This is a genomic window from Reyranella sp. (assembly GCF_050185545.1).
Lineage (GTDB): Bacteria > Pseudomonadota > Alphaproteobacteria > Reyranellales > Reyranellaceae > Reyranella.
The window spans coordinates 20,348-46,182 of the sequence record NZ_JBFWZI010000023.1; the positions used below are offsets into that span (position 1 = coordinate 20,348).

Consider the following 25,835-nt stretch of genomic DNA (forward strand, 5'->3'; position numbering starts at 1 on the left):
AGTTTTCGTGGCCAATTTGTTGACCGACCAGACCGACGCGCCCGTGGAAGGGTGGCAGCCCGTCATTTCTCCCGATGGTTCAAAGGTCGCGTTCGCGAGTTACCGCTTTGACCTCGTTAGGGGTGACACCAACAACCAGCCCGACATCTATGTCGAGGACCTCACTACGAGGACCGTCGCGCGTCTGTCGAACGACGCCACAGGCGCTGCTTCCAACGGCAAATCGCTCGGTCCTGTATTCTCACCGGACGGGACCAAGGTCGCCTTCGTTAGCAACGCCACCAATCTGGTGCAGGGCGATACCAACGGAATGGCCGACTTCTTCATCGCAGACCTGTCGACAGGAGAAGTCCAGCGTGTAGCGACGGGAGCCGCCTACGAACCCGATTTCGACACGCCTCGCCTCGTGTTCTCACCCGATGGCTCGAAGATCCTGTTCCGAAGCCTCGCTTCCGATCTGGTGCCAGGCGACACCAATAACCACAACGACATCTTCCTGAAGGATCTCGCGACGGGCGTCGTCACTCGCGTCTCGATCGGCGAGGGCGGCGCGCAGGCAATCAGCGACTCATCAGACGCCGTTTTCTCTCCGGACGGAACCAGGATCGCCTTTTCCAGCGCCGCGTCGAACCTGGTTGCGGGCGACACCAACGGGGCGATCGATGTCTTCGTGAAGGACCTCGCGACAGGCACGATCGAGTGCATCGGGAGCGCCCTCCACAACGGTTCGACGACCAGTGCACCCGTTTTCTCGCCGGGTGGGACTCACCTCGCTTTTCGCTCAGGCAACGGGGTCTTTCTCTACGATCTGGCGACCGGGGAGCGCACGGCGGCGTTTCAGGAGGCGTTTGGGCGTCTGGCCTACAATCCCATCTTCTCGCCGGACGGCACGAAGACGGCCTTCTGGGCCTCCATCTTCGGCGTTTCCGGCATGGCCGTCTTCGTCAAGGACTGGGTTACCGGCGGTCTCATGGTCGCCACGCCACCGCCCGGCGACCTCATTCCGGGGACCGCTGACCTTAGCTGGGTCGGCAACACATTGGCCTACACGGCGACGCAGAATGTCTACCTGCAGGCCATGAGCATCGTCGCGGTAGCACCGCTCGACGCGGTCAAGCCGGAGGGCAACTGGGGCGAGACGACATTCACCTTCACCCTCACGCGAAGCGGTGAGCTATCGGCCTACCAGAGCATCCGCTGGGGCGTCTCAGCAGTTCCGTACGACGACCCGGGTATCTGGAGCACTCCCCGACCGGGCGGGGAGGTCACTTTCGCACCCGGCGAAACCACCAAGACGATCGCAGTCCAGGTCGCTGCCGACGGCTTCGTCGAGCCGGATCAACATTTTCTGGTGACGCTGTTCGATCCCGACGGTGGACTGATCTACGACACGGCATTGGTGGAGGGCGTGATCCTCAACGACGATTCGATCGTGCACGCTGATGCCTTCATCGTCACGCCGGGGCAGACGCTGCAGATCAGGACGACGATTCCTACCGATCCGAATGAGAGATTGGGCGTTCTGGCCAACGATCAGCTCACCGATCCGGTGACGGTTTCGCTGGTGCACGGTCCGGCGCATGGAACTCTCGCGTTCGGCACTGACGGACACTTCGATTACACGCCCGATCCCGGTTTCACCGGCATCGATCGCTTCACCTATAACGCTGACGACAGTCTAGGTCAGGGAAACGGCGAGGTGCTGCTCTATATCGTTCCGGAGATCGTTGGGCCGGCGACGACGCTCGACCTGCCGGCATTGACGCCCGAAGAGCAGATCGCGGCAACTTATGTCGCCTTCTTCAACCGGGGGGCCGATGCGCCGGGCTTCCAATTCTGGCTGAACCAGTTCCACGCCGGGCAAGAAACGCAAGGGCCGACGGCGCTGCTGGCCAACATCGCGAGCTCGTTCGCCATCAGTAGCGAGGCCAAGACACTCTATCCCTTCATCGATCACCTGCAGGATGCTCAGGACTTCGAGTTCAACGGGTTCGTGAACACCATCTACTCGAGTTTGTTCGGGCGTTCGCCGGACGCTGCCGGGCTGGCCTACTGGAGTGAACGGCTCCATCAGACTCTCGAGCAGGGCGGCTTTGTCGGCTCGGTGCTTGTCGACGTGATGAGCGGTGCCCAGAACACACCGGGCGGCGCGCAGGATATCACGAGGCTGATGGGCAAGGTGGCGGTCGGTTTCGCCTATGTAGCCGAGCAGCAGCAGTTAGGTACGTCCTGGACAGAGGATCAGCGTGCCGAAGCGATCGCGATGATGATCGGCATATCCGACAAGCCAGAGACGGTGCTGATGGGCATCGCTTACGCGGAGAACGTCGTGCTGGCCCACGCCCTCGCGAGCTTGGGCGGAGCCTGACGCTCCGCCTCTCGCCCTGCCGTGCTCAGCGGTCGCTGGGCCTCCGCTGCAGCGCGCCCCGGCACTCGGCAGTGTCGATGCGGCCGTCGTTGTTGGTATCGCACCGGGCAAAATTGCGGTCAGTCTGGGCCACGAACTCTGCCAAGGTCACGACACTGTCCTTGTTGGCGTCGAGCAATTGGAAGTAGGTCGACTGGCGCTGGGCCTGGCGATCGGTCGGCAGGACGCTGTTGGCGCCGGGAGTGCGGGCGAACAGCTCCTCCTTGGTGAGCTTGTCGTCGCCGTTGGCGTCGAGCCGACGGAAGCGGGCTTCCTGGCCGGCCTTCCATTCGGCCCGGTCGACCACGCCGTCCTTGTTGGTGTCGTATCGCATCAGCCCGCTCGGGGCGCGGCCGCCGCGCTCGGCAGGGGCCGATTGCTGCGAGGCCGGCGGCTGCGGCGATGTCGGCGCAGGCGAATCGCCGGGGGCGGCGAGGACAGCGCAGCTCACGAGGGCCAGGGTGGCGGACATGGAGAACAGCTTCAGCATGAGTCATATCCTATAAGTTGTATCAGGAAATGGTTTAGAAACCTCCAGTTCCCTTACTTCGCCGTCTAAGCCCCGATATAGTCCGACGCGCGACCGGATTGTGGCCGTGTTGTGGTTTTGTTCTCGAGGTTATCCACATGGCTTATGACTACGACCTGTTCGTGATTGGCGCCGGTTCGGGCGGCGTGCGCGCCTCACGTATTGCCGCCGGCCATGGCGCCCGGGTCGGCATCTGCGAGGACTACCGTGTCGGTGGTACGTGCGTGATCCGGGGCTGCGTCCCCAAGAAACTCCTGGTCTACGGCTCCAAGTTCGCGCACGAGTTCGAGGACGCCGCCGCGTACGGCTGGTCGGTGCCGCAGCCGGCACATTCCTGGGCGACCCTGCGCGACAATGTGCAGAAGGAGGTCGACCGTCTGAACGGCGTCTACATCCGCCTGCTCGAAGGTGCCGGCGTGAAGCTGCATCTGGGCCGCGGCCGGCTGATGGATCGCCACACGATCGCCGTCGGCGAGCAGACGGTGACGGCCGACAAGGTCCTAATCGCCACCGGCGGCGCGCCGGTGATCCCGGAAATCCCTGGTCGTGAATTCGCCATCACCTCCAACGAGGCGTTCCATCTGCCCGAGCTGCCCGAGCGCATCACCATCGTCGGCGCAGGCTACATCGCCGTCGAGTTTGCCGGCATCTTCAACGGGCTTGGCGTGCACGTCGACCTGGTGTTGCGGCGCGACCGCGTGCTGCGCGGCTTCGACGAGGAATGCCGCACCGCCGTGCACGAGGCGCTGGCCCACAACGGCATCAAATTGCGTACCGAGACGCAGATCGCGCGCATCGAGGCAACCAACGGCGGGGCGCCCTATCGCGTGCACACCCAGCACGGCGGCATGTTCGAGACCGACCTCGTCATGTATGCCACCGGCCGCGCTCCCAACACCGAGGGCATCGGCCTGGAGAAGGCGGGCGTGCAGCTCAACAAGGTGGGCGCCATCGCCGTCGACGAATGGTCGAAGACGACGGCCCCGAACATCTGGGCGGTGGGCGACGTCACCGACCGCATCAACCTCACCCCGGTGGCGATCCTCGAAGGTCATTGCTTCGCCGACACCGAGTTCGGCAGCAAGCCGCGCAAGGCCGACCATCGCAACGTGGCGTCAGCGGTGTTCTGCCAGCCCGAGCTCGCCAATGTCGGCCTGACCGAGGAGGAGGCGCGCCATACGCTGGGCGAGCTGCGCGTGTACGTGACCGCCTTCCGACCCATGAAGTACACCTTGTCGGGCCGCCAGCAGCGCACCTTCATGAAACTGATCGTCGAGGCCGCGACCGACAGGGTCGTCGGCGTCCACATGGTGGGCGACGATGCCGCCGAGCTGATCCAGGGCCTTGCCGTGGCGGTGAAGGCCGGGGCGACCAAGGCTCAGTTCGACGCGACGGTGGGCATCCATCCGACCGCTGGCGAGGAATTCGTCACCATGCGCACGGCCCGCGCCGAACCCACGCCGACGCGCCGCGCGGCGGAGTAGGCGGGGCCGCCGCCACTGGCCTTTTATCCACAGCGCGTATAGGTTCACCGTCCCCGACGACCGGGTGTCCCCGCCTGCTGGCCCCCTCTGGGTGTGAAGGCGGGGCGGCGGTCGCGGGCGTTTGGAGGAAGAAATGACTGCGATTGCGGGCTCATCCCAGGCTGCCGTGCAGGCCTCACACAGCTCGAGCGCCGCCGACTGGACGCCGACGAGCTGGCGCAGCCGGCCGGCCCTGCAGATGCCGGTCTATCCCGATGCCGCGCTGCTCGCAGGCGCCGAGGCGCGGCTGCGGCGCTACCCACCGCTCGTCTTTGCCGGCGAGGCGCGCAAGCTGAAGTCCGCGCTGGCCAAGGTGGCCAATGGCGAGGCCTTCCTGCTGCAGGGAGGCGACTGCGCCGAGAGCTTCGTCGACTTCACCGCCAATAATATCCGCGATACGTTCCGCGTGCTTCTGCAGATGGCTGTCGTGCTGACCTACGGCGCCGGTGTGCCGGTGGTGAAGGTCGGCCGCATGGCCGGCCAGTTCGCCAAGCCGCGTTCGTCCAACGTCGAGAAGGTGGGGGACGTGGAGCTGCCGTCCTACCGCGGCGACAACGTAAATGGCTTCGAGTTCTCGGCCGAGGCGCGCCGGCCCGATCCCGAGCGGATGGTGCAGGCCTACAACCAGTCGGCCGCGACGCTCAATCTCCTGCGCGCCTTCGCCCAGGGCGGTTACGCCGACCTGCACGAGGTCAATCGCTGGAACCTCGACTTCGTGCGCAACTCGCCGGCGTCGGAACGCTACCACGACCTGGCCGCGCGGCTCGACGAGACACTGAACTTCATGGCTGCCTGCGGGCTCACCTCGGCGACCACGCCGCAGATCGCCGAGACCGATTTCTTCACCAGCCACGAGGCGCTGCTGCTGCAGTACGAAGAGGCGCTGACCCGCGTCGATTCGACCTCGGGCGACTGGTACGACTGCTCGGCCCACATGGTTTGGATCGGCGACCGTACGCGCCAGCCCGACGGCGCGCATGTCGAGTTCATGCGCGGCGTGCGCAACCCGCTGGGCTTCAAGGCCGGCCCCTCGCTGTCGACCGACGATCTCCTGCGCCTGATCGACACCCTGAACCCGACCGACGAGGCCGGGCGCATCGTCATCATCGCCCGCATGGGCGCCGACAAGGTGGCCGACAAGCTGCCGCCCCTGGTGCGGGCGGTGAAGCGTGCCGGCCGTTCGGTGGTGTGGTCGTGCGATCCCATGCACGGCAACACGGTGACCGCGGCCAACGGCAGGAAGACCCGGCATTTCGACGCCATCCTGAGCGAGGTGAAGGATTTCTTCGCCGTTCATCGCGCCGAGGGAACGCACCCCGGCGGCGTGCATTTCGAGATGACCGGTCAGGAAGTGACCGAGTGCGTCGGCGGCGCCGTCGACATCACGGTCGACGGGCTTGGCGAACGCTACGAGACGCAGTGCGATCCCAGGCTCAATGCCAGCCAGGCGCTCGAGCTCGCCTTCCTGCTCGCCGAGCAGCTCAAGGCCGAGCGCCTGTCGGTCGCCCGGTCGCGCATCACGGCATAAAGCCGGAGGCGATCGGCGGTGGGGAAGGCCGGGGGAGGGCCGATGACGCAAACGCAGACGCATCCGAGCAGCGGCGAGATCGAACGCTACACCGATCATTATTTCAATCGCACCAAGCAGGTCATCGGCCGCTTCGGCGATTGCCGCGTGACCTATGCAATCTTCATGCGCCGACCGGTCGTGTTCGCGCCGCGGCTGGCGTTGGAATGGCTCGAGGAGCTCGGCCGCTCGCGCAACAACTCGGTCGACCTCGACCTGCGCTATGCCGAGGGCAAGTGGGTCGGCGCCGGCGAGCCGATGATGTACATCACCGGCTCGTTCTTCCATCTGGTCGATCTCGAGACGATCTTCCTGCAGAAGCTCGGGCCGGCCTGCGTCGCCGCCTACAACGCCTGGACGATGTGCGCCGACATGCCGAAGACGGCTTTCCTCGCCATGGACGCGCGACACTGCGCCGGCCAGGAGATGGCCGAGATGATGGCCTACGCCGCGTCGGTCGGCTCGGCGCGCGCCAAGCGCAAGGTGGGCGCGGTGGGCTTCATCGGCAACGCCACGCACGCGACGGCGCATTTCTTCGGCCGCGATCACGGGCTCGGTACCATGCCGCACGCGCTGATCGGTTATGCCGGCTCCACCGTGCGCGCCGCCGAGATGTATCACGAGACCTTCGCCGGCGAGCCGATGACCGTGCTGGTCGACTACTTCGCCCGCGAGATCTCCGACTCGCTGGAGGTCTGCCGGCGCTTTCCCGAGCTGGCCGCGGCTGGCAACCTGTCGCTGCGCCTCGACACGACCGGAGGCCGCTACATCGAAGGCCTCGATCCGGCCTCCTCGTACGCCGAGCTGGAACGCTTCTCGCCCGAATCGATCCGCGGCTATCGCAGCGAGGAGGAGCTGCGCTATCTCGTCGGCACCGGCGTGTCGGCGGCGGCGATCTTCCATCTGCGCGCCGCGCTCGACCGCGCGGGTTTCGACAAGGTGAAGATCGTGGCCTCGTCCGGCTTCGGCCCGGCCAAGTGCCGCGTCATGGCCTCGTGCAAGGCTCCGATCGACGTCGTCGGATCGGGCTCGTTCCTGCCATCGAGCTGGACCGAGACCTACGCCACCGCCGACATCGTCGAGTACGACGGCGAGAAGCGGGTCAAGATCGGCCGCGAGTTCCTGCACCGCGCACGCCCCAACGGCGCGGCGCGGCCGCTGTAGAGCTTTTTTGTCATCGTGAGTGCAGCGAAGGGTCTCATCGCCGCCGACCTCTGAAGTACATGGAACTCATGGCGCTGAGGCTGCGCTCAGGACGACGAAGGTTGGCTCAGACGACAGATCGAGGAGGGGAACGCAATGCTCAAGCTCTATTACGCGCCCGGGGCGTGCTCGACGGCATCGCATATCGGTCTCGAGGAAAGCGGCGCTAAGTTCGACTCGCAGGCCCTGGCCTTCGCCAAGAGCGAGCAGAGGACGCCGGAGTATCTGAAGATCAATCCGCGCGGCCGCGTGCCGGCACTGGTGATCGACGAGGGCACGATCGTGGAGAACACCGCGATCCTCGACTTCATCGCAACGAGATACGCACCGCACCTGATGCCCTCCGACCCGGTGCAGCGGGCGCGGGCGATCTCGCTGATGGCGTGGTTCTCCAATAACGTGCACCCGTCCTTCACCCACATCTCCCGGCCCGAGCGCTTTGCCACCGATACCGGTGTGTTCGACCACCTGAAGGCGGTCGGCCGCGAGAACTTCCACAACGCGTTGAAGGAGATCGACGGCATCATCGGCACCAAGCAGTGGATCCTGGGTGACCAGTTCAGCGTCGTCGATGGCTACGCCCTGGTGTTCTACGGCTGGGGTAAGCGCATCGGCCTGCCGGTCGAGGAACTGAAGAACTACACTGCCTGGAAGGACCGCATGCTGGCCCGACCGGCCGTGCGCCGTGTGCTCGAGCGCGAGAACAACGTGCTGGTTGCTACCTGAAGCGCGCTGGGCCGGCTCGGGCAAACCGCAGGCGGCCCGCACATAGGCGCGGTCCTGATTGGAAGGGGCTACGTCCGGAGGGGGCGATGATTAGGAAGCTGGTTTTCGTGTCTGCGTGAATGCTGAAAAGCGCCCGACTCATGGTACCTGTCAGTGGGTCTGGACGCCGAACTGAAGCGCCAATTTGGACGGCGCCGAATTAGCAATCGCTCTACCCAGCCACGAAGCTCCGATACAGTGACTGCAGGTCGGCCGTATCCTGCGGCGTGATCTCGCCATCCAGCACGCGGGCTTCCCAGCCGCGCAGCCGGTTCTTGATCTCGGGCGGGGTGCGCGGGCTCAGCAGCAGCATGAAGAACTGTTCGTGCGCCGTCGGCTCGCGATCGCGGCGGTAGCCGAACGGGCCGGCACCTCCGGCGGCGCCCGCGGCGCGGCTCTCCAGTTGATCGGGCGGTGGCTGTGACGGCGCCTCGCCGATCGTGGCCGCAAGCACTTCGTCCCAGGTGAGGCCGGCCTCGCGCACCATGGTCGAGGCGAGCTTGGCCGCCGCCAGCGCCTCGTCGGCGTGGCTGCTGTCCAGAATTTCGAGCACCTTGACCAGGGTGGTACGGTTGAGCGTCGTCATCGGCCTGCTTCTGCTTCTTTGACTGCCGTGTCAGGAAGCGGCATTAAGCGCCTGCAAAATATAGATTGTGCAACTCGCGATCAAGTTCGTCCCGTGGCTTCCTCCCGCAACGTCTTCGGTTTCTATCTGCTCGGCCTCGCGAGCTGGTTCGTGCCGCTCGGCATCCAGATGGTGCTGTTCCCGTGGCTGGTTGCGGTGGTGCTACACATGGACGCCTTCGCGGTCGGACTGGCCCAGACGGCGATGATGGCGCCGTCGCTCCTGTTCCTGCCGATCGGCGGCCTGGTTGCCGATCGCGGAAACGCCCGTCGCCTGCTGCTCGTCTATCACGTGATCTACGCCCTCCCGCCGCTGGTGCTGGCGGTCGTGCTGGCCCGCGGCGGGCTCTCCTATCCACTGCTGATCGCCTACGGCGTCATCACGGGAGGGATCGGCGCCTTCGCCGTACCGACACGCGATGCCCTGCTGCCGGTCGTTGCCAAGGAACGCGGCCTGCCGCGCGCGGTGGCGCTGGTGACGGCGCTGCAGTTCCTGGGCCAGCTGATCGGCATCGCCTTCGCCTCGTCGGCCGATCGCTTCGGCGCCGAGCCGCTGCTGCTGTTGCAGGCCGGATTGCTGCTCATCGGTTGTCTCGCCGTGCGCGCGCTGCCCGAGGCGCTGCCGCATCCTGCCGCGGCATCGACCGGCTTCTGGCGCAGCATGGCCGAGGGCGTCGTCGTGGCCGCCCGATCCGAGCAGGTCTGGCCCGTGCTGCTGATCAATTTCGGCGTCGGGGTGTTCTATGTCGGGCCGTTCATGGCGGTGCTGCCGCTCGCCGTGCGCGACGTCTATGCCGGCGGCGCACTGGAGCTGTCCTACGTCAACCTGGCCTTCTGGGCGGCGACGATCCTGGCCAGCATGGCGCTGGTCGGGCTGGCCCGCCGGCTGACCCTGCGGGGCCGGCTCATCGCGGCCGCCGTGTCGGCGGGCTTCGTCATCCTGTTTGCCCTCTCGACCTTGCCGCCCTTCCCGGTGTTCGTCGGCCTGATCTTCGTCTGGGGAATCGGCGCCGGCGTGACCATGACGCAAAGCCGCACGGTGGTGCAGATCGTGGCGCCGGCCAGCCATCGCGCGCGCCTGATGTCGCTGTTTCAGCTCGGCATCGGCGGCGGCGGCCCGATCGGCGCCTTCCTGACCGGCTCGATCTGCGCCCTGTGGGGATTGCAGGCGGCCATGCTCCTGCCGGCGGCCGGAATGGTGCTGCTGGTGCTGGTGATTCTGTTCCGCTCGCGCCTGTGGAGCATGCGCACGGTCGAGTAGGGCGCCGGGCCTACTCGGCAGCAGCGCGCTGGCCGAGCCCCAGCCGCTGCCAGACGTCCTGCAGCGCCGCGACCAGGCAGGCCATCTCGCCGTCGCCGTGCAGCGGCGTCGGGGTGAGACGCAGCCGCTCGGTACCGCGCGGCACCGTGGGAAAGTTGATCGGCTGGACGTAGATGTCGTGGCGGTCGAGCAGCAGGTCACTCGCCTGCTTGCAGAGTGCGGCGTCACCCACGAACACCGGCACGATGTGGGTAGAGGAGGGCATCACCGGCAGGCTGGCCGCCGCGAGCTTGCGCTTCAGCATTGCGGCGCGTTCCTGATGGCGCACGCGCAGCTCGGGATGGCTCGTCACGTGGCGCACGCTCGCCAGCGCCGCGGCAGCGATCGCAGGGGGCAGCGAGGTGGTGAAGATGAATCCCGAACCGCAGGAGCGTACGAAGTCGACGGTCGCGGCCGAGGCCGCGATGTAGCCGCCGATGACGCCGAATGCCTTGGCGAGCGTGCCCTGCACGATGTCGACCTTTTCAAGGACGCCGTCGCGCTCGGCAACGCCTGCACCATTGGCGCCATACATGCCGACGGCATGGACCTCGTCCAGGTATGTGAGCGCGCCGTAACGATGGGCGATATCGCAGATTTCCTCGATGGGCGAGACGTCGCCGTCCATCGAATAAACCGATTCGAACGCCACGATCTTGGGGGGCGCCGGATCGGCCGCGGCCAACAGCGCCTCGAGATGGGCGACGTCGTTGTGGCGGAAGATGCGCCGTGTCGCGCCGGAGTGGCGGATGCCGGCGATCATCGAGGCGTGATTGAACGCATCCGAGTAGATCTCGCAGCCCGGCAGCATGGCGCCCAAGGTCTGCAACGTCGTCTCGTTGGCGACATATCCCGAGGTGAAGACGAGGGCCGCATCCTTGCCGTGCAGGGCCGCCAGCTCGCGCTCGAGCGCGGCATGGAGCCAGTTGGTGCCGGAAATGTTGCGCGTGCCGCCGGCGCCCGATCCCTGAGTGTCGATCGCCTCGCGCATCGCCTGGATCACGACCGGGTGCTGACCCATGGCGAGATAATCGTTGCTGCACCATACCGTGACGTCGCGCGGCGCCTGGCCCTCGCGGTGCAGCCGGGCGCGCGGAAACGCTCCGACGATCCGCTCCAGCTCGGCGAACACCCGGTAGCGGCCTTCGGCGCGCAACCGGTCTAGGTGCTGCGAGAAGAATCCCTGATAGTCCATTTTCTTGCTCCCGGGAGCCGATTTTAGTCGGAATGCGCGCCGCCAATAGGGGTATTTTGGTCGCGGCGCGCCTTGATCCCGCGCAAACACCCCAGTCCCGCCCCGACGCACGGAATCGTGATGGCCGCCTACGGAGGCGCGCTGCAGGGGTTTCTGCCCGTGGCGTGCCTGGCAATGAGAGCCATGACCCCGTCGCAGGCATTCGCTATGAGGGGGGCGGCCTCTTGCGAGACTGATCGATGAGTGACTGGACTGACGGCTACCTCACCGACGTGGAGTATTCCCACGCCTACAACAAGGAGCTTAATCCCCTGGTGGCGCGGCTGGCGTTGCTGGCCGCCGGCCTTTCGCCGCCCCGGTTCGGCACAGCCTGCGAGCTGGGTTTCGGCCAAGGCCTCAGCATAAATCTCCATGCCGCGACATCGACCACCGAATGGTGGGGCACGGACTTCAACCCGGCACAGGTGGGCTATGCCCGTGAGATTGGCGCTGCGTCGGGCGTCGATGTGAAGCTCCTCGACGAAGCCTTCGCCGACTTCGTCCACCGGCCCGATCTGCCGGATTTCGATTTCATCGGCATGCACGGCATCTGGAGCTGGATCTCGCCCGAAAACCAGGCGCTGCTCACCGACTTCATCCGCCGCAAGCTCAAGGTCCGAGGAATTCTGTACATCGGCTACAACGTGGTTCCGGGATGGGCGTCTTTCGCGCCGATCCGCCACCTGATGGCCGAGCATGCCGCCCTCTCGGGCGCCGCGGGAGGTGGCAAGCTCAACGTTCTCAAGGGCACGCTCGAGTTCGTCGAAAAATTCCTGGCGACGAACCCGGCCTTCCGCCGCCACAATCCGTTGGTCGTGGACCGTTTCGACGGTATCAAGGGCAAGGATCCCAACTACCTCGTTCACGAGTTCCTGAACGGTCATTGGCGGCCGACGTACTTCACGACCATGGTCGAGGCGCTCGGACCGGCCCGCGTCTCGTTTGCCTGCTCGGCGAGCTACTTCGAGCATTTCGATCCGCTGAATATCACCGCCGAGCAATGGGGGCTGCTGCAAAGCGTGCCCGACGGCCCGTTCCGCCAGTCGCTGCGCGACTTCATGATCAACCAGCAGTTCCGTCGAGACTATTGGGCCAAGGGTGCCGGTCGGCTGACGCACCTGCAGCAGGCCGAAGCGCTCGCCGCCGAGCGCCTGGTGCTGGTGTCGCACCGACCCAAGGTCGAGCTCAAGATCAAGGCGCCACTGGGAGAGATTGCCCTGCACGCGCTGGTCTACGATCCAATCCTGGACCTGTTCGCCGATCACCAGCCCAAGGCGATCGGCGAGATCGCCCGAGGGATGCAGCCCCGCAACGTCAACTTCAAGCAGGTGATCGAGGCAGTCATGGTGCTGGCGGGCGCCGGCCACCTGGCGTCGGCCCACGACGACGCCACGAGCGACCAGGTGCGTCCGGCGGCCAAGAGACTCAACGATGGATTCCTCGAGCGTGCGCGCAGTGCTGGCGATGCGAACTTTCTTGCCAGCCCCGTGACCGGCGGCGGGATTGCCGCGACCCGCCTGGTGCAGAACTTCCTTCTCGGCCATCGCAAGGGGCGAAAGACCCCGGGCGAGCTGTCGGAGTTCGTCTGGCAGATGCTGGATGCGCAGGGCCAAAAGCTCATCAGGGAGGGCCAAACACTCGAAACGCGTGAGGGAAGCCTCGCCGTGCTGATGCCCCAGGCGACAGGCTTCCTCGACGAGCAGCTCCCGATCCTGAAGGCATTGCAGATCGAGTAAGGTCCCATTGGCTCTCGACCCGGTCGACAGCGGGGCATCGGTTGAGGCAAAAAGCGTCCCATGAGCAACCCTCCCCGGAACCAGGACCCTCGCGGCGTCCGCAAGGCCGAGGGATCGTCTGCGGTCGACGACTTCGTCCGCGAGGTCGAGCAGTTGCCGGCCAGCCGCTCAGCCGGCGGTCGTGGACGCCTGCTGTTCGCCATGGACGCGACGGCGAGCCGTGAGCCGACGTGGGATCATGCCTGCACCATCCAGGGCGAGATGTTCGTGGCGACCGAGACGCTGGGCGGGCTCGACGTGCGCCTCGCCTTCTATCGCGGCTTCGACGAGTTCAAGGTAAGCCGCTGGACGGCCGACGGGCATGAGCTGGCGCGGCTGATGAGCGGCGTGCGCTGCCTCGCCGGCCGCACCCAGATCGGCCGCCTGCTCGCCTATGCCGCGGCGCAACGCCGCGAGAGCCGGCTCGATGCCGTGGTCTTCGTCGGCGACTGCTGCGAGGAGGATGTCGACGCCGTAGGCCACGAGGCGGGCCAGCTCGGACTTCTGGGCTTGCCGGTCTTCGTGTTTCAGGAAGGCGAGGACCGCGTCGCCTCGCGGCTGTTCCCCCAGATCGCCCGGCTGACCCGCGGCGCCTATTGCAGGTTCGACCGCTCGAGCCCCGACCAGCTCAAGCGCCTGCTGGGCGCGGTCGCCGCCTATGCCGCGGGCGGACGCCAGGCTCTGCTGAAGTATGGCCGCGAGCAGGGCGGCGCCGCGGCGCTGCTCACCAACCAGATGAAATGACGCCGGCCGCGCGAAACGAGCACGCCGCCGTTGCGACCTTCCTCATGACGCGGTTCGCCGGTTAGCCAGGATCGCATCCGTGCGTTGGCTTCGTGTCGTCCTGATCAATTTCCTCGGCATCGTGCTGGTGCTGGTCTTCGCCGAGGGCGTGGCCCGTTTGGTCGAACCCAAGGTTTCCGACAGTTCCAATCCGATCACCTTGCCCGATCCCGAATTGGCCTGGGCGCCGCATCCCAACGGCCGTTCGCACGGTGTGAGCTCGGAGTTCGACATCGAGACGGTGAGCAACGCGCTCGGCAACTACGATTTCCGCGTGCCGCCGGACGCCGACGGCAGGCGGCTGTCGATCCTGGCGCTGGGCGATTCCCACACGGCGGCGTCCGGAGTCTCGACCGGGCAGACCTGGCCCAAGGTCCTGCAGGCCGACCTCGAGAGGAGCGGCGTGTCGGCCTGGGTTCACAACGGCGGCGTCCACGGCTACAGCCTCGACCAGTACTTGGTGCGCCTGCGCCGCATGGCGCCGATCGTGAAGCCACGCGTGGTCATCATTGGCTTCTCGGCTGCAACCGATTTTTACGACGTCGGCCGCACCAGGGCCGGCGACTTCGTCTACGGCAGCGACATCGGCCGCGTCTACTTCTCGCTCGGCGACAACGGCGAGCTGGTTGAGCACCGCGAGCTGGTTGGCAAGAGGCTTGGTCGTGAGGACGGCACGACGCCGATGCTTAGCCTCGCAAGGCTGCGCAGTGCGCTCGAGCGCCTCGCGCTCTACCGCCTGTTCAAGCGCAGTGAGCTCGCGATGTGGCTGGCAATGCGGCTCAGCACCACCGACGAGGCGCTGTGGCCCGGCCTCGACACCGCGCTGAAGATCGATCTGGCAGGCGAGGACCGCCGGCGCTTCGATCTCGCCAGCAAGCTCATCGGCCGCATCGCCGAGGAGTCGCGCGGGGTCGGGGCCACGCCCATGCTGGTCCATATCCCTTACCTTGCGCAGGTCTACGATTCAGTGTGGCAGAGCTCATTCGGCTCGGTGCCGGGTTATGATCGCGACCTTGCCGGCAAGCGGCTGGGCGATATCGCCCGGGAGTACGGCCTGCTCTATGTCGATGTCTATCCGGCGATGCGCGACTACGTTGCGCGCCATGGCGGCGAATGGGTGCACTACCCGATCGACGCTCATCCCAACGTCACCGGCCAACGACTGATCGGCAATGCGGTGTTCGACGTGCTGAGCGCCTGCTTGAAGAAGAACCCCGAGCTGAAACCGGACGGCTGTCGCTGACTCTCGTGTAGAGGAGTTCATTGCCGGGAGCGCGCCACTCCGTGGCGCTCATGAGCTATGTGATCACCAAGAAGAGCGCCACCGAGTGGCGCGCTCCCGGCGCATGACGCTCGATGTGGAAGGAATACGGCGCCTCGAAAACCGCTTCGTCGCGGTTGGCCGACCAGTAGCACATCAGGAGACTTTCGCCGGCGCGGATATTTCGCCCGCCCAACGCGTAGTCCTCGGTGGCCGTGCGGAAGAAGTGCTTCACTGGCGAGACCCAGCGCGGCATCTCGTCGATAGCGCCCGGCAGCGGATCCGGATTGCCCCGCAGCCTGGCGAGCTGGTCGGGATTCTGCAGCAGCGCCAGAAATCCGCCGGCCGCGGTCGAGCTCGTCGTGTCGTGGTCCGCCGTGACGATGATGACGTGGCAGGACAGGGCCTCGAACTCGGCGATGGGCTCGCCACCGATGGTGGCGTTGGCAATTACGCTCGCCACGTCGTCGCGCGGGTTTCGGCGGCGATCGGCGACGATCTTGCGGAAATACTCGAAGAAGTCCGCTGCCGTCTGCCTGGTCGTCTCGGGGCTTTCGGCACGCCGCAGTTCGGGATCGGTCGAGCCTTCGCCCGCAGCTACGTCGCCGGCTAGGCCCCCATCAATCGCGACGTCCAGCGGCCGGGCAGGCACAGGCCGAGCCATACGGCGGCCTTGGTACCGATCGGGAAGGCGATTCGGGCGTGGTTGCGGGCCAGCCCGCGGCGGATGATGGCGGAAGCCCTTTCCGCAGTCATCAGGAAGGGCATGGGGAAGGGCGCGTTGGCAGTGATGCGCGAGACGACGAAGCCCGGGCAGACGACGCTCACGCCGACTCCACTCTTCTTCAGCACGAAGCGGATGCTCTCGCCCCACACCCGCACGGCCGCCTTGCTGGCATTGTACGATGCCGAATAGGGCAAGCCGATGAAGCTTGCGAGAGAGGACACGATGGCGATCTGCCCGCGCCGGCGCTCGATCAGGCGGCCCATCAATGGCTCGACCGTATTGAAGACGCCGTCGACATTGACCTCGAAGGTCTTGCGGATGAGGGTGAAGTCGTCGAGCGAGGAATTGTCCTTGTCGATCGAGATTCCGGCATTGGCCACGATCAGGTCGACCGGATGGCTGTCGTCGAACGCCGTCAGCCAGGCGGCAAAACGGTCGCGATCGACGACGTCGATGGTGTCGGCGACGACGGTGGCGCCCTTGGCGCGGCAGGCCTCGGCCACTGTCTCCAGTCGTCCGGCGTCGCGGCCGGTCAGCGCCAGGGCGGCGCCCGGACGGGCATAATCGAGAGCCAGGGCCTCTCCGATGCCGCTGGAGGCGCCGGTTATGACGATGCTGGAGAATTCCTTCATGGGATAACCTTCTGGCCCGGCGCGTTGTCTGCACGTCGGGCCGATACTAGAGTGCCGCGCCGCGCAACGGCCAGTAGGCGCGGCAGTGGAGTTCGACGGTTGATTGCAAGCATGACGGGATACGCCCGCGCCCAGGGCGCGGATGATCGGCGGCGCTGGGCCTGGGAGGCGCGCAGCGTGAACGGGCGCAACCTCGATATCCGCTGCCGCGTGCCCCAGGGTTTCGATCGCCTGGAAAACCCGGCGCGCAGCGCTGTCGGGGCGAAATTGAGGCGCGGAAATGTCTCGCTCACCCTGACTATCACCAGCGAGCGCCAGTCCAAGCCCTTGCGCATCAACCGTGCGCTTCTCGCCGAGCTTTGCACCCTGGTCGAGGAGGTTCGCCGCGACACCGGCGCCGCGCCGCCGGCCGCGGACGGCCTGCTGCGCGTGCGCGGCGTGATCGAAGAAGAGGACGAAGGCGAGGAGACCGAGGAGGCGCTGGCCCGGCTCGACAAGGCGCTCTCGGCCACGCTCGACGAGGTGCTGAGAGCCCTGGCATCGGCGCGCGCCGCCGAGGGGCAGGCGTTGGCTCGCGTCATCACGGGGCACATCGACGAGATCGACGGATTGTGCCGGCGGGCTGCCGAGCGCGCCGCGACGCAAACCGGCACCCTGCGCGCGCGCTTCGAAGGGCAGCTTTCCGAGCTGCTCGAGCGCGCGCCGCCGCTCTCCGAGGAACGCTTCGCCCAGGAGGTGGCGCTGCTGGTCGGCAAGGCCGACGTGCGCGAGGAACTCGACCGGCTCGACGCGCACATCGCGCAGGCGCGCGAATTGCTCACTGAGGCGCGACCCGACAATCCGGTCGGCCGCAAGTTCGATTTCCTGTGTCAGGAATTCAACCGCGAGGCCAACACGCTGTGCTCGAAATCGGCCGATATCGAGCTCACGCGCGTCGGCATCGATCTGAAGGGCGCCATCGAGCGCATGCGGGAGCAGGTCCAGAATGTCGAATGACGCAGAGGTGCCGCCTCCCCATCGGCGCGGCCTGATGCTCGTGCTGTCCTCGCCGTCGGGGGCGGGAAAGACCACCCTGTCGCGCCAGCTCCTGGAGAACGATTCGCACATAAAGCTCAGCATCTCCTGCACCACCCGCGAGCGCCGGCCGGGCGAGGTCGACGGCGTCGACTACCGTTTCGTCGATACCGCCACCTTCCGCGACATGCTGGAGCGCGGCGAGTTTCTGGAGCACGCCCGCGTGTTCGATCACTACTACGGCACGCCGGGGTCGGCGGTGGCGGAGGCCCTCGATGCCGGCGGCGACATGCTGTTCGACATCGACTGGCAGGGCACCCAGCAGCTCAAGGAAAAGGGGCGCGACGACCTGGTGACAGTGTTCATCCTGCCGCCGTCGACGCACGATCTGGAAAAGCGGCTGATCACGCGTGCCCAGGACACGCCCGATATCGTCGCCCGCCGCATGGCCAAGGCGGCCGACGAGATGAGTCACTGGGCGGAGTACGACTACGTCATCATCAATCGCGATATTGCCACCAGCCTGATCCAGCTCAAGTCGATCCTGACCGCCGAGCGGCTGAAGCGCGAGCGCCAGTACGGCCTCGCCGATTTCGTCATGGCGCTGCGCGAGGGGCGGTAACCGGCTGGCCGATGCCGGTCTGACCTTGCGAGCGCAGCACGAGCTGCGAGGGCGTGTAGGTCCGGCCGGAAAACTCGGCGATCAGCCGATCGCTGTTGCTCTCGATCGTCTCCTCCAGCCGGCGCATGAAGGTCTGCTTGTCGAGACCGGTCTCGATCGCCGGCAGGAATTCGATCGCGGCGCGGCCCGCATGCTTGCGCCAGTCGCGCCGGTTCCACAGCAGCCCGAGCGAGGTGGCCACCGGCGTCACCGGCAGGCCGAGGTCGCGATAGAGATAGTAGATGCCCGAGCGATAGCGCTCGCGCTCGCCAGGCGCCATCAGATTGCCTTCGGGATAGATCGCGATGTGCCGCCCGCTGTCGTAGGCCCGCTGGGCGAACTCCGACAGGTTCTCGCGCTCACGTCCGCCGCCGCACGTGTCGACGCGGATCATCTGCAGTCGATAGAGGATCGTGCCGATCAGCGGATAGTGGAAAAGTTCCTTCATGGCGACGAAGGCGATGCCCGGGATGATGGCCGCCAGATAGATGCCGTCGCTCTCGCTGTGATGCTTGTTGGCGAGCAACGCCGGCCCCCGCGCCGGCAGGTTCTCCCGCCCGCGGAACTCGACCTTCATGCCGCCGATCACCTGCGCCGCCCACACCACGCCCTTGGCCCAATAGTGCAGCAGCCCGCGCAGAACTACCGGCGTCGGGATCGGCACCAGGATGATGCCCACGATCGCCGTGACGATGGTAAATCCGTAGAAGAAGAGGTTAAAGGCGAGGGAGCGGATCATGACTGGGCAAATTAGTGAGTGAGCGCTCACTTGTCAATGGAGGAGCTGCCGTCCAGTATTCGTGTGGGAGGCGTAGAGCGCAAACGGCATGGGTGCGCTGGTTGGGCAGCCTGATGCGAGGTGGGCTGGGGCGTCCGTCGATTGCACCGTCCACTCCAGCCAGACACGGCGACGGGTGCGGTTCTCCGCCTCGGACAGCGCCGCATCGGCCCAGCCGACCGACGTCGACGTACAGACGATGACAGGCGTCGAAATCCGCTATCCTCTGGCGGCAGACACGCAGCCGGCGAGTCAGCAGGTCTGGATGTCCAGTGCCATCCTAGGCCCGCGCCAGCCGGACGAAATCGTCGATCCCGAGCTCTTCGGCGCGCGCGGTCGGGGAGAGGCCGAGGCCCTGCAGCACCGCCACCGGATCATCGAACAGGCTCGCCAGCGAGCCGCGCAGCATCTTGCGGCGTTGGCCGAAAGCGGCGGCGGTGACTCGTTCCAGGGGAGCGAGGTCGGCCAGGCGCCGGTCGGCGGGAAGCGGGGTCAGGCGCACGACGGAGGACGTCACCTTGGGCGGCGGCACGAAGGCCGACGGGGCGATATCGAACAGCGGGCGCACGGTGCAGACGTGCTGGGCGATCACCGACAGGCGACCGTAGGCCTTGCTGCGCGGTCGGGCCACCAGGCGGTCGACGACTTCCTTCTGGAACATCAGCACCATGTCGGTGATGGCGTCGGCGCCGCGCAGCCAGTGCAGGAGAAGGGGCGTCGAGACGTTGTAAGGCAGATTGGCGACTATGCGGCGAGGCGGTGGGCCCAGAGTGGCGACGTCGATGGCGAGGGCATCGGCCTCGATGACGTCGAGACGGCCGCCGGCGGCTTGCTGCAGCTCGGCGAGGGCGGTGATGGCGCGGCGGTCGACCTCGATGGCGACCACGTGGCCCGCACCCTCCATCAGCAGGGCGCGTGTCAGGCCGCCGGGGCCGGGACCGATCTCGATGGTCGTGCCATCCGCCAGCGGAGCCGCGCTGCGCGCGATGCGGCGCGTCAAATTGAGGTCGAGCAGGAAGTGCTGGCCGAGTTGCTTTCTGGCATCGAGGCCATGGGCACTGATGGTCTCGCGCAGCGGCGGCAGCCGGGCGAGAGCATCCATCGGCGCCGCGCTCTCCGGCTAGCGGGCGCGCCGGCGCGCCATGTCATCGGCCATGGCGATCGCGGCGAGCAGGCTGGTGGGATCGGCGCGGCCACTGCCGGCGATGTCGAGCGCCGTGCCGTGATCGGGCGAGGTCCGCACGAAGGGCAGACCGATCGTCACGTTGACGCCGCCTGCGAAGTCCACCGTCTTGATTGGGATCAGCGCCTGGTCATGGTACATGCAGATTGCCGCATCGTAGGCTCGTCGCGCCGCCGCATGGAATAGCGTGTCGGCCGGCGCCGGTCCGCTGACGGCGATACCGTCGCGTCTCAGCGCCTCGATCGCCGGTGCAATTACCCGAATCTCCTCGTCGCCCATCGCGCCCTGCTCGCCGGCGTGCGGATTGAGGCCGGCCACGGCGAGGCGGGGATGGGCAATGCCGAACAGCGTGCTCAGGCCCTGCGCCGTCAGGCGACCGGCGCGCACGATCTTGTCCGCATCGAGGGCGCGCACGGCCTCGGCCAGCGACAGGTGGATTGTCACCGGAACGACCCTGAGCTCGGGGCAGGCCAGCATCATGGCGACGTCGACACCGCCCGCCAGCTCGGCCAGGAACTCCGTATGACCGGGATGCCTGAAGCCGGCATCGTGCAGCGTCTTTTTCTGCAGCGGGTTGGTGACCAGGCCGGCGATCTCGCCGGCGAGCGCCAGCCGGGCGCCACGCTCGATCGCCTCGAGGGTCGCGGGCGCATTGACGGGGTCGGGGTGGCCGGCGTGCGACGGCCCGCGCAGGCGGATCGGCAGGACGGGCAGGGCCGACCTGAAGAGCGCTTGGGCTTCGGCCGGCCTTGTGATCTCCCCGATCGGTACCGTGAGGCCCAGCGCCGCCGCAATGGCAGCGAGGCGTTGCGGATCGTCGAGGGCGAAGAACGGATGGCCGCCCTGCTGCCGGCGCGCCAGCCAGGCCTTGAGAGTCAGTTCTCCGCCAATCCCGGCCGGCTCGCCCATCGTGACGGCGAGCACCGGGCCTCCCTCCGTCACGGTTGCTTGACGTCGATGGTCGCCTGGCGCCGCAGGTCGCGCATGTAGCGCCGTCCGGCAGCCTCGAGCTTCTGCAGCAGGATCTGCTGCGAGATCGAGTCCCGGGCGGGCAGGCCGTCGCCGCCGGTTTTGCGGCACAGCGCCACGATCTGTACGCCCTCGGCGACGCGGAACGGGCCGGCGGTTCCACCCGGGTTGAGGCGCGGCAGCTCCTCGTACATCTGCCGGTTCGCGGCGAGATCGCCGACCCGCACGCCCTGCAGGTCGCCGGCCGTCGCGCCCTTGGTCTGCTGCGCCAGGGCGAACAGATCGCGGCACTGGCGCACCGAGCTCATGGTCTTCTGGGCGATACCGGTGATGCGGCTGGTCTCCTCGGGCGAGGCGTCTGGCGGCAGCGGCAGGGTCATCTGCACGAGATTGAGCCGGATGTCGTCGGGCCGGGCGGTGGCGAACTGCCGGCGGTCGATGACGTAAATGATGTGATAGCCGGCGGCGGTGCGGATCGGTTCCGAGGCTTGTCGAACCGGGAGCCTCTCGACGGCGGCGTCCAGGGCGGGGTCGAGCGTGCCGGGCAGGACCCAGCCGAGCTCACCGCCGGCCTGCGCCGTCGCGCCCTGTGAGAATTGCTGTGCCACGGCGCCGAACGGGGCGCCCGCCCGTAGCTGGGCGATGATGCGGTCGGCGCTGCGCTTGGCCTCGTCGGCAAGCTCGGGGCGGTCGACAGGCACGAAGATTTCGGCGACGCGCGCCTCGGTCTTGCCGACGTTCGACTTCATGCGGTTCAGCGCGTCGTCGATCTCGCCCTCGGAGACGTCGACCTGGGGCCGCACCCGCCGCCGCACGATCTTGCCCCAGGCGATCTGCGCGTCGATCTGCTGGACGGCGATGTCGAAGGGGACGCCGACGCTCTGCAGGTACTGCCTGAACTGTCCGCGCTGCAAGCCTGCGGCGCGCTCGATGTCGCTGAACCGCTGGTCCAGCTCGGCCGGGCTGGTCTTGAGGCCGAGCCGCTTGGCATCCTGGATCTGCAGTTTCTCGTCGATCATCTGGCGCAGGATCTGCGAGGCCATGCGCTGGCGAAGATCCGGGCTGTCCGTCAGACCAGTAGTCCGGATGGCGAAGAGGACCCGCTGCGAGAGGTCGAAATCGGTGATCGCGTCATCGTTCACCCGCGCCACCACGCGCAGGCCCTGGGCGGCCGCGGCGAGCGGCAGCAGGACGACCATCAAGGCGACGAAAGTGCGAAGGAGCGACGCGGACATTGCACCGGCTGTTGACAGAGGGGACCACATTATAGGCTGCGACCGATTCGCCGCAACGCACCGCGGCCCTCGTAGGGAGAGACTATGGCAAGAGTGCGGGCAAGCTTGACGCTTGCCGGCGGGTGGTTTAGCCGAACACGGCAAGTTTGCGACGTGAGGTGCGTCGCGGTTTCAACGTGTGACGGCCCGAGAAGGCGAACGATCCGCCGAATGACCACTATCCGCCGCTCGATCAGCACCCCCGGCACATGGACCCGGATTTGTTCAGGGGTGGGCTATCATCTCGACAATCTGGGCCGCTGGCTGATCGTCAACGCACCGGCGATCGGCTCCACCTACGCTGCCCTGCTGGCGCCGGGCGTGCCCCGCCTCAGGCCGCGGCCGGGTTGGGTGTTCGCCGAGGAATACTACGACCAGCGCCGCTGGCTGGCCTGCCGGCGAGGGGCGCTGTGGGAGGCGGCGCGCGAGAAGGAGCTCGCCGTGCCGCTCACCGTGCGCTGGCACGGCGGCACGACGGTCGACCTCACCCTGGGCAACGACAACAGCCTCTGCCTCTACGTCTGTGGATCGTTCGAGCCGAACGAGTTCGCCTTCCTCGACCGCGTGCTGCGGGCCGGCATGGTGTTCGTCGATGTCGGCGCCAATGACGGCTATTACACGCTGTTCGCTGCCCGCCGCGTCGGCGCAACGGGCCGGGTCGTCGCCGCGGAGCCCAGCTCGCGCGAGCGTGCCCACCTGCAGCGCAATCTCGGTCGCAACGGCCTCGACAACGTCACCGTGATCCCTGCGGCGATCGGCGCCGCCCCAGGCCTTGCCGACCTGCACCTCGCGCACGGGGTCCACGCCGGCCACAACACGCTGGGCGACTTCGCCCACGACGACGTCGTGCGGGCGAGCCTCGAGCGCGTGCCTGTGGAGACGCTCGATGCCGTGGTCGCCCGGCTCGGGCTGGCCCGGGTCGACTTCATCAAGGTCGACGTCGAGGGCGCCGAAGCGAGCGTCGTCAGCGGCGCCACGGCGGTGCTCACCGCGATGCGGCCGATCATGCTGATCGAGATCAACGACAAGGCGCTGCGCGCCCAGGGCAACTGCGCCGCCGGGCTGGTGTCGACCCTGCAGGACGAGCTGCACTACGAGATCTTCGTCTTCTCGCCGATCAGCGGCCTGGTCGAGCGCCCCAAGGACAGCGACCCCCTGTCGCCCAACATCGTGGCGATCCCCCGCGAGCGGGTGGCCGAGACCCTGGCGCCAGCGTAGCTTTCATCGCTTGGAGCGCGCCACTCCGATGGCGCTCATGGCCTGTGTGAGCGACAAGAAGAGCGCCATCGGAGTGGCGCGCTCCAAGCCCATTTTCATAGGACGTGGCTGAGAAGTCTAATGTCGTCTCTGGTCGCGTTCCGACAGGATGGGGTCGCGGATCGGCCACCAGATGTTCAGGGCCGGATCGTTCCACAAGGGAGTGAACTGGCCGGCGTGGTTGTATTCGGTGCTCTGCTTGTAGTGGAAGATCGCGCGCTCGCTCATCACCAGATGGCCATTGCCGAAGTTGGGCGGCACCAGGACCTGCAGGCGATTGCTGTCCGACAGGGTGAACGAAGCCCACTCGCGGTACTGTGAAGAGTTCGGGTCGTTGTTCACCACCACCAGCTAGAAGCTGCTCTGCAGGCAGGAGATCAGCTTCCAGGTCGTGCCGTCGCCGTGGAGGCCGCGCAGCACGTGGCGGTGCGAGATCGAGACGTCGTCCTGGATAAAATCGATCGGAATGCCGGCGGTGAAGTAGGCATTGCGGTTGTAGGTCTCGATGTAGTGACCACGAAAATCCTCGAACACCGTCGGCGGCTTGATCAGCAGCACCGATTCGAGCTTGGTCGTGAAGACTTCCATGATAACCCCTCCCCGATCAGGTCGCTGGCTTCGGTGCGCCGACAAGCTCCTCCTTCCGGTAGACGAATGTCGTACCGGTGAAGGGCCCGCTTGCCGAGCAGTTCGCCGCCGGCGACGCAGCCCTGTCGCCTGACGATGATGCATTCTGGCTGTGGGGGTACTGGGGGCGCTTCCGCGCCACGCTCTTCCGCACGCCGCTGCGTTTCGGCGCACCGGGCGAGCATTAGCGGCCGGTCGAGGGCGCGGCACGGGCCGTGATCGACGACATCGTCGGGCGAGCCCGGATGCGCGAGGCAGACAATCGCAAGTGGCGGTCGTGGCATCTGTGACGCGCCGCCTTGCAAGCCGGGCAGGCGGTCAATAGGAAGAGCCGGCGTAGAGGAAATCGGGGATGTCTTGCATCGCATGCCACGTCTGCGGCGCGTCGGCCGTCGAGCCGCTGCACCAGGGTGGTGCGCGCTTTCGGCTCGTGTCGTCGGATGTGCAGCCGGTCGAGGGTACGGCCGGGTTCGCCTTCTGCCGGGCGTGCGCCACCGTGCAGAAGGCGGTGACGCCGGCGTGGCGGGCCATGACCGAGCTACGCACACTACGACATCAATCACCAGGGACGCGGTGCCGAGCCGATGATCTTCGAGTCGGCCAAGGGCAGCGGCCCGCGCTCGCTGATCCTGCTGCAGAACCTGCTCGACATCATTGACTTGCCGGCCACCGGCCGCCTGCTGGACATCGGCTGTGCGAACGGCACTTTGCTCCGCAGCGAGGGACCTTTTCTGCCGCTCAAGGCTTGACCAAGTAGGCGCCCGGCACATTCGTCCAGTCGAAGGTGCGCAGCCGGACCTCCGGCTTGCCGGCCAGGAACTCGTCGACCGCCGCGGTCTCGCCCGGCCAGTCGGCGATGGCGTACTCGTCGAAGATCACCAGGCCGCCGCGGGCCACGCGGTCCCACAGCGCCTCGAGCACCGCGCGCGTGGGACGGTAGAGATCGCAGTCGAGGTGGATCAGGGAGAAGCGCACGCCAGGATTCTCGGCGGCGAATTGTGGACGGTTTGCTCGATGTCGCCATCGATCAGCTTGACGCGCGCCTTGAAGAGGATGAAGCCGTCAGCGTCGAATATCTCGATGGCGTCGAGACGCTGCAGCACTTGCGATCGATCGAAACCAGCGGCCCCCACATGACGCGGAAATCGCCCATGTGCCTGTTGTAGCTGATGTCCTGGTGCGACGGGACGCGGACCAAGGAGCAGTTCGGGATCACGAACCGCGCCGTCGGCGGCATGTGGGCGAACAGCCGTTCGGTGGCCAGAAGCTCGAAGAGGAGGGGTGGCGGTTCACGAAGCGCGGGATGTCGCGCAGCTGGTCGGCAAGCCGGACCTCGAGCGGAAAGTGGCCGAGGAAGATGTGATTGTCCCTGTCGGGCACCTGGTCGGCCGGCCGCTGCATGAGCGCCGTGAGCTGCGCCGGCGCCGCCGCGTCATCCTTGGCGATGCCGAGCCCGTCAAGTCGAGCGAGCTCGGCCCGCAGGAAGTCGGCCGTCCTCTCGGCCAGCCCGACCGGCAGCAATCCCTTGGCGATGACGACGCCCTCGCGGCGAAAGATTTCGAGCCCGCGCCCGGTGTCGGCGGCATCGATCGAGAGGTCGTGCAGGCTGGTCATGTCCTCGGAGCTCGCAGTGGTCGTCGGGTCGGCCGACGCGTCGATAGCCCCCTTTTTGCGCTGTCCGGCAACCGGCTCGGCCGATCCTGGGAAAATGTGGATTATCATGCGATAATCGCATTGACATA

At 66.7% G+C, this 25,835-nt stretch carries 27 protein-coding genes and 1 pseudogene; 15 read left to right on the plus strand and 13 right to left on the minus strand.

Features of this window, described 5'->3' with window-relative positions; translation table 11 throughout:
- The first annotated feature begins 7 nt into the window (after positions 1-7).
- On the plus strand, positions 8-2,368 hold the full coding sequence (locus tag AB7O82_RS09015; protein WP_428551923.1) for a DUF4214 domain-containing protein: 2,361 nt from the start codon (positions 8-10) through the stop codon (positions 2,366-2,368).
- A gap of 25 nt (positions 2,369-2,393) precedes the next feature.
- Here AB7O82_RS09015 and AB7O82_RS09020 read toward each other — a convergent pair whose 3' ends face one another.
- On the minus strand, positions 2,394-2,897 hold the full coding sequence (locus AB7O82_RS09020) for an EF-hand domain-containing protein (RefSeq protein WP_428551921.1): 504 nt from the start codon (positions 2,895-2,897) through the stop codon (positions 2,394-2,396).
- Between the two features lie 137 nt (positions 2,898-3,034).
- Between AB7O82_RS09020 and gor the strand changes: the two genes are divergently transcribed.
- The 4 genes from gor (at position 3,035) to AB7O82_RS09040 (ending at position 7,955) form a co-directional block, all read left to right on the plus strand.
- A complete protein-coding gene (gene gor / locus AB7O82_RS09025; protein ID WP_428551919.1) occupies positions 3,035-4,420 on the plus strand; it encodes a glutathione-disulfide reductase in 1,386 nt (461 codons plus the stop codon).
- A 133-nt stretch (positions 4,421-4,553) separates the two neighbouring features.
- Positions 4,554-5,987, plus strand: a complete 1,434-nt coding sequence (locus tag AB7O82_RS09030) for a class II 3-deoxy-7-phosphoheptulonate synthase (RefSeq protein ID WP_428551917.1) — start codon at positions 4,554-4,556, stop codon at positions 5,985-5,987.
- Positions 5,988-6,029: 42 nt separating this feature from the next.
- A complete protein-coding gene (locus AB7O82_RS09035) occupies positions 6,030-7,190 on the plus strand; it encodes a hypothetical protein (RefSeq protein ID WP_428551914.1) in 1,161 nt (386 codons plus the stop codon).
- Between the two features lie 135 nt (positions 7,191-7,325).
- Positions 7,326-7,955 carry a glutathione S-transferase family protein gene (locus AB7O82_RS09040; protein WP_428551911.1) on the plus strand — a complete coding sequence of 210 codons (630 nt, stop codon included), beginning with the start codon at positions 7,326-7,328 and terminating at the stop codon, positions 7,953-7,955.
- A 211-nt stretch (positions 7,956-8,166) separates the two neighbouring features.
- Here AB7O82_RS09040 and AB7O82_RS09045 read toward each other — a convergent pair whose 3' ends face one another.
- Positions 8,167-8,580 carry a hypothetical protein gene (locus AB7O82_RS09045; RefSeq protein WP_428551909.1) on the minus strand — a complete coding sequence of 138 codons (414 nt, stop codon included), beginning with the start codon at positions 8,578-8,580 and terminating at the stop codon, positions 8,167-8,169.
- A gap of 93 nt (positions 8,581-8,673) precedes the next feature.
- On the opposite strand from AB7O82_RS09045, the gene AB7O82_RS09050 reads away from it, so the two are divergent.
- Positions 8,674-9,879, plus strand: a complete 1,206-nt coding sequence (locus tag AB7O82_RS09050) for an MFS transporter (protein WP_428619212.1) — start codon at positions 8,674-8,676, stop codon at positions 9,877-9,879.
- A gap of 10 nt (positions 9,880-9,889) precedes the next feature.
- On the opposite strand, the gene hemA is transcribed toward AB7O82_RS09050, so the two are convergent.
- On the minus strand, positions 9,890-11,113 hold the full coding sequence (gene hemA, locus AB7O82_RS09055; protein ID WP_428548459.1) for a 5-aminolevulinate synthase: 1,224 nt from the start codon (positions 11,111-11,113) through the stop codon (positions 9,890-9,892).
- Positions 11,114-11,352: 239 nt separating this feature from the next.
- Between hemA and AB7O82_RS09060 the strand changes: the two genes are divergently transcribed.
- The 3 genes from AB7O82_RS09060 to AB7O82_RS09070 all read left to right on the plus strand — a co-directional run bounded on the left by AB7O82_RS09060 (position 11,353) and on the right by AB7O82_RS09070 (position 14,953).
- Positions 11,353-12,888, plus strand: a complete 1,536-nt coding sequence (locus AB7O82_RS09060) for a class I SAM-dependent methyltransferase (protein WP_428619213.1) — start codon at positions 11,353-11,355, stop codon at positions 12,886-12,888.
- A gap of 60 nt (positions 12,889-12,948) precedes the next feature.
- Complete coding sequence (locus AB7O82_RS09065) at positions 12,949-13,671, plus strand: VWA domain-containing protein (protein ID WP_428548453.1); 723 nt, start codon at positions 12,949-12,951, stop codon at positions 13,669-13,671.
- 79 nt (positions 13,672-13,750) lie between these two features.
- Positions 13,751-14,953, plus strand: coding sequence for an SGNH/GDSL hydrolase family protein (locus tag AB7O82_RS09070; protein ID WP_428548450.1), 1,203 nt, complete (start codon positions 13,751-13,753; stop codon positions 14,951-14,953).
- Between the two features lie 55 nt (positions 14,954-15,008).
- Here the strand turns inward: AB7O82_RS09070 and AB7O82_RS09075 are convergent, their stop codons facing one another.
- Both AB7O82_RS09075 and AB7O82_RS09080 read right to left on the minus strand, forming a co-directional pair.
- Positions 15,009-15,623, minus strand: coding sequence for a cytochrome P450 (locus AB7O82_RS09075; RefSeq protein WP_428548447.1), 615 nt, complete (start codon positions 15,621-15,623; stop codon positions 15,009-15,011).
- Entirely contained in the window at positions 15,581-16,330 is a 750-nt protein-coding gene (locus AB7O82_RS09080; RefSeq protein WP_428548444.1) for an SDR family NAD(P)-dependent oxidoreductase, read from the minus strand. The genes AB7O82_RS09075 and AB7O82_RS09080 overlap by 43 nt, the downstream gene beginning before the upstream one ends.
- A 111-nt stretch (positions 16,331-16,441) precedes the next feature.
- Between AB7O82_RS09080 and AB7O82_RS09085 the strand changes: the two genes are divergently transcribed.
- Together AB7O82_RS09085 and gmk are read left to right on the plus strand one after the other, a co-directional pair.
- Positions 16,442-17,326, plus strand: coding sequence for a YicC/YloC family endoribonuclease (locus AB7O82_RS09085; protein ID WP_428548441.1), 885 nt, complete (start codon positions 16,442-16,444; stop codon positions 17,324-17,326).
- Positions 17,316-17,966, plus strand: a complete 651-nt coding sequence (gene gmk, locus AB7O82_RS09090) for a guanylate kinase (protein WP_428548438.1) — start codon at positions 17,316-17,318, stop codon at positions 17,964-17,966. The genes AB7O82_RS09085 and gmk overlap by 11 nt, the downstream gene beginning before the upstream one ends.
- Here gmk and AB7O82_RS09095 read toward each other — a convergent pair.
- The 4 genes from AB7O82_RS09095 to AB7O82_RS09110 form a co-directional block, all read right to left on the minus strand.
- Positions 17,941-18,744, minus strand: coding sequence for a lysophospholipid acyltransferase family protein (locus AB7O82_RS09095; RefSeq protein ID WP_428548435.1), 804 nt, complete (start codon positions 18,742-18,744; stop codon positions 17,941-17,943). The two genes, gmk and AB7O82_RS09095, sit on opposite strands and share 26 nt — an antisense overlap.
- Before the next feature lie 319 nt (positions 18,745-19,063).
- Positions 19,064-19,885: a 16S rRNA (adenine(1518)-N(6)/adenine(1519)-N(6))-dimethyltransferase RsmA gene (rsmA, locus tag AB7O82_RS09100; protein ID WP_428548432.1), complete on the minus strand. Its 822-nt coding sequence runs from the start codon at positions 19,883-19,885 to the stop codon at positions 19,064-19,066.
- 18 nt (positions 19,886-19,903) lie between these two features.
- Positions 19,904-20,908: a 4-hydroxythreonine-4-phosphate dehydrogenase PdxA gene (gene pdxA / locus AB7O82_RS09105; protein ID WP_428548429.1), complete on the minus strand. Its 1,005-nt coding sequence runs from the start codon at positions 20,906-20,908 to the stop codon at positions 19,904-19,906.
- Positions 20,905-22,170, minus strand: coding sequence for a peptidylprolyl isomerase (locus AB7O82_RS09110; RefSeq protein ID WP_428548426.1), 1,266 nt, complete (start codon positions 22,168-22,170; stop codon positions 20,905-20,907). Before AB7O82_RS09110 ends, pdxA begins: the two co-directional genes overlap by 4 nt.
- A 210-nt stretch (positions 22,171-22,380) precedes the next feature.
- Here AB7O82_RS09110 and AB7O82_RS09115 point away from each other — a divergent pair, with 210 nt between their 5' ends.
- Positions 22,381-23,427: an FkbM family methyltransferase gene (locus AB7O82_RS09115; RefSeq protein WP_428548423.1), complete on the plus strand. Its 1,047-nt coding sequence runs from the start codon at positions 22,381-22,383 to the stop codon at positions 23,425-23,427.
- A 117-nt stretch (positions 23,428-23,544) separates the two neighbouring features.
- On the opposite strand, the pseudogene AB7O82_RS09120 reads toward AB7O82_RS09115, so the two are convergent.
- A pseudogene (locus AB7O82_RS09120) lies at positions 23,545-24,198 on the minus strand (dTDP-4-dehydrorhamnose 3,5-epimerase family protein).
- Here AB7O82_RS09120 and AB7O82_RS09125 point away from each other — a divergent pair.
- The gene (locus tag AB7O82_RS09125; protein ID WP_428548420.1) at positions 24,132-24,281 is read left to right on the plus strand and encodes a hypothetical protein; all 150 of its coding nucleotides are present in this window, start codon (positions 24,132-24,134) and stop codon (positions 24,279-24,281) included. The pseudogene AB7O82_RS09120 and the gene AB7O82_RS09125 overlap by 67 nt on opposite strands.
- A gap of 130 nt (positions 24,282-24,411) precedes the next feature.
- Here the strand turns inward: AB7O82_RS09125 and AB7O82_RS09130 are convergent, their stop codons facing one another.
- Positions 24,412-24,624, minus strand: a complete 213-nt coding sequence (locus tag AB7O82_RS09130) for a hypothetical protein (protein WP_428548417.1) — start codon at positions 24,622-24,624, stop codon at positions 24,412-24,414.
- 53 nt (positions 24,625-24,677) lie between these two features.
- On the opposite strand from AB7O82_RS09130, the gene AB7O82_RS09135 reads away from it, so the two are divergent.
- Positions 24,678-24,842 carry a hypothetical protein gene (locus tag AB7O82_RS09135; RefSeq protein WP_428548414.1) on the plus strand — a complete coding sequence of 55 codons (165 nt, stop codon included), beginning with the start codon at positions 24,678-24,680 and terminating at the stop codon, positions 24,840-24,842.
- On the opposite strand, the gene AB7O82_RS09140 is transcribed toward AB7O82_RS09135, so the two are convergent.
- Complete coding sequence (locus AB7O82_RS09140; RefSeq protein ID WP_428548411.1) at positions 24,832-25,068, minus strand: TylF/MycF/NovP-related O-methyltransferase; 237 nt, start codon at positions 25,066-25,068, stop codon at positions 24,832-24,834. The two genes, AB7O82_RS09135 and AB7O82_RS09140, sit on opposite strands and share 11 nt — an antisense overlap.
- A gap of 23 nt (positions 25,069-25,091) precedes the next feature.
- On the opposite strand from AB7O82_RS09140, the gene AB7O82_RS09145 reads away from it, so the two are divergent.
- The gene (locus tag AB7O82_RS09145) at positions 25,092-25,259 is read left to right on the plus strand and encodes a hypothetical protein (RefSeq protein WP_428548408.1); all 168 of its coding nucleotides are present in this window, start codon (positions 25,092-25,094) and stop codon (positions 25,257-25,259) included.
- A gap of 46 nt (positions 25,260-25,305) precedes the next feature.
- On the opposite strand, the gene AB7O82_RS09150 is transcribed toward AB7O82_RS09145, so the two are convergent.
- Positions 25,306-25,815 (minus strand): hypothetical protein, encoded by a 510-nt coding sequence (locus AB7O82_RS09150; protein ID WP_428619215.1) that lies wholly within the window; start codon positions 25,813-25,815, stop codon positions 25,306-25,308.
- Positions 25,816-25,835 lie beyond the last annotated feature (20 nt).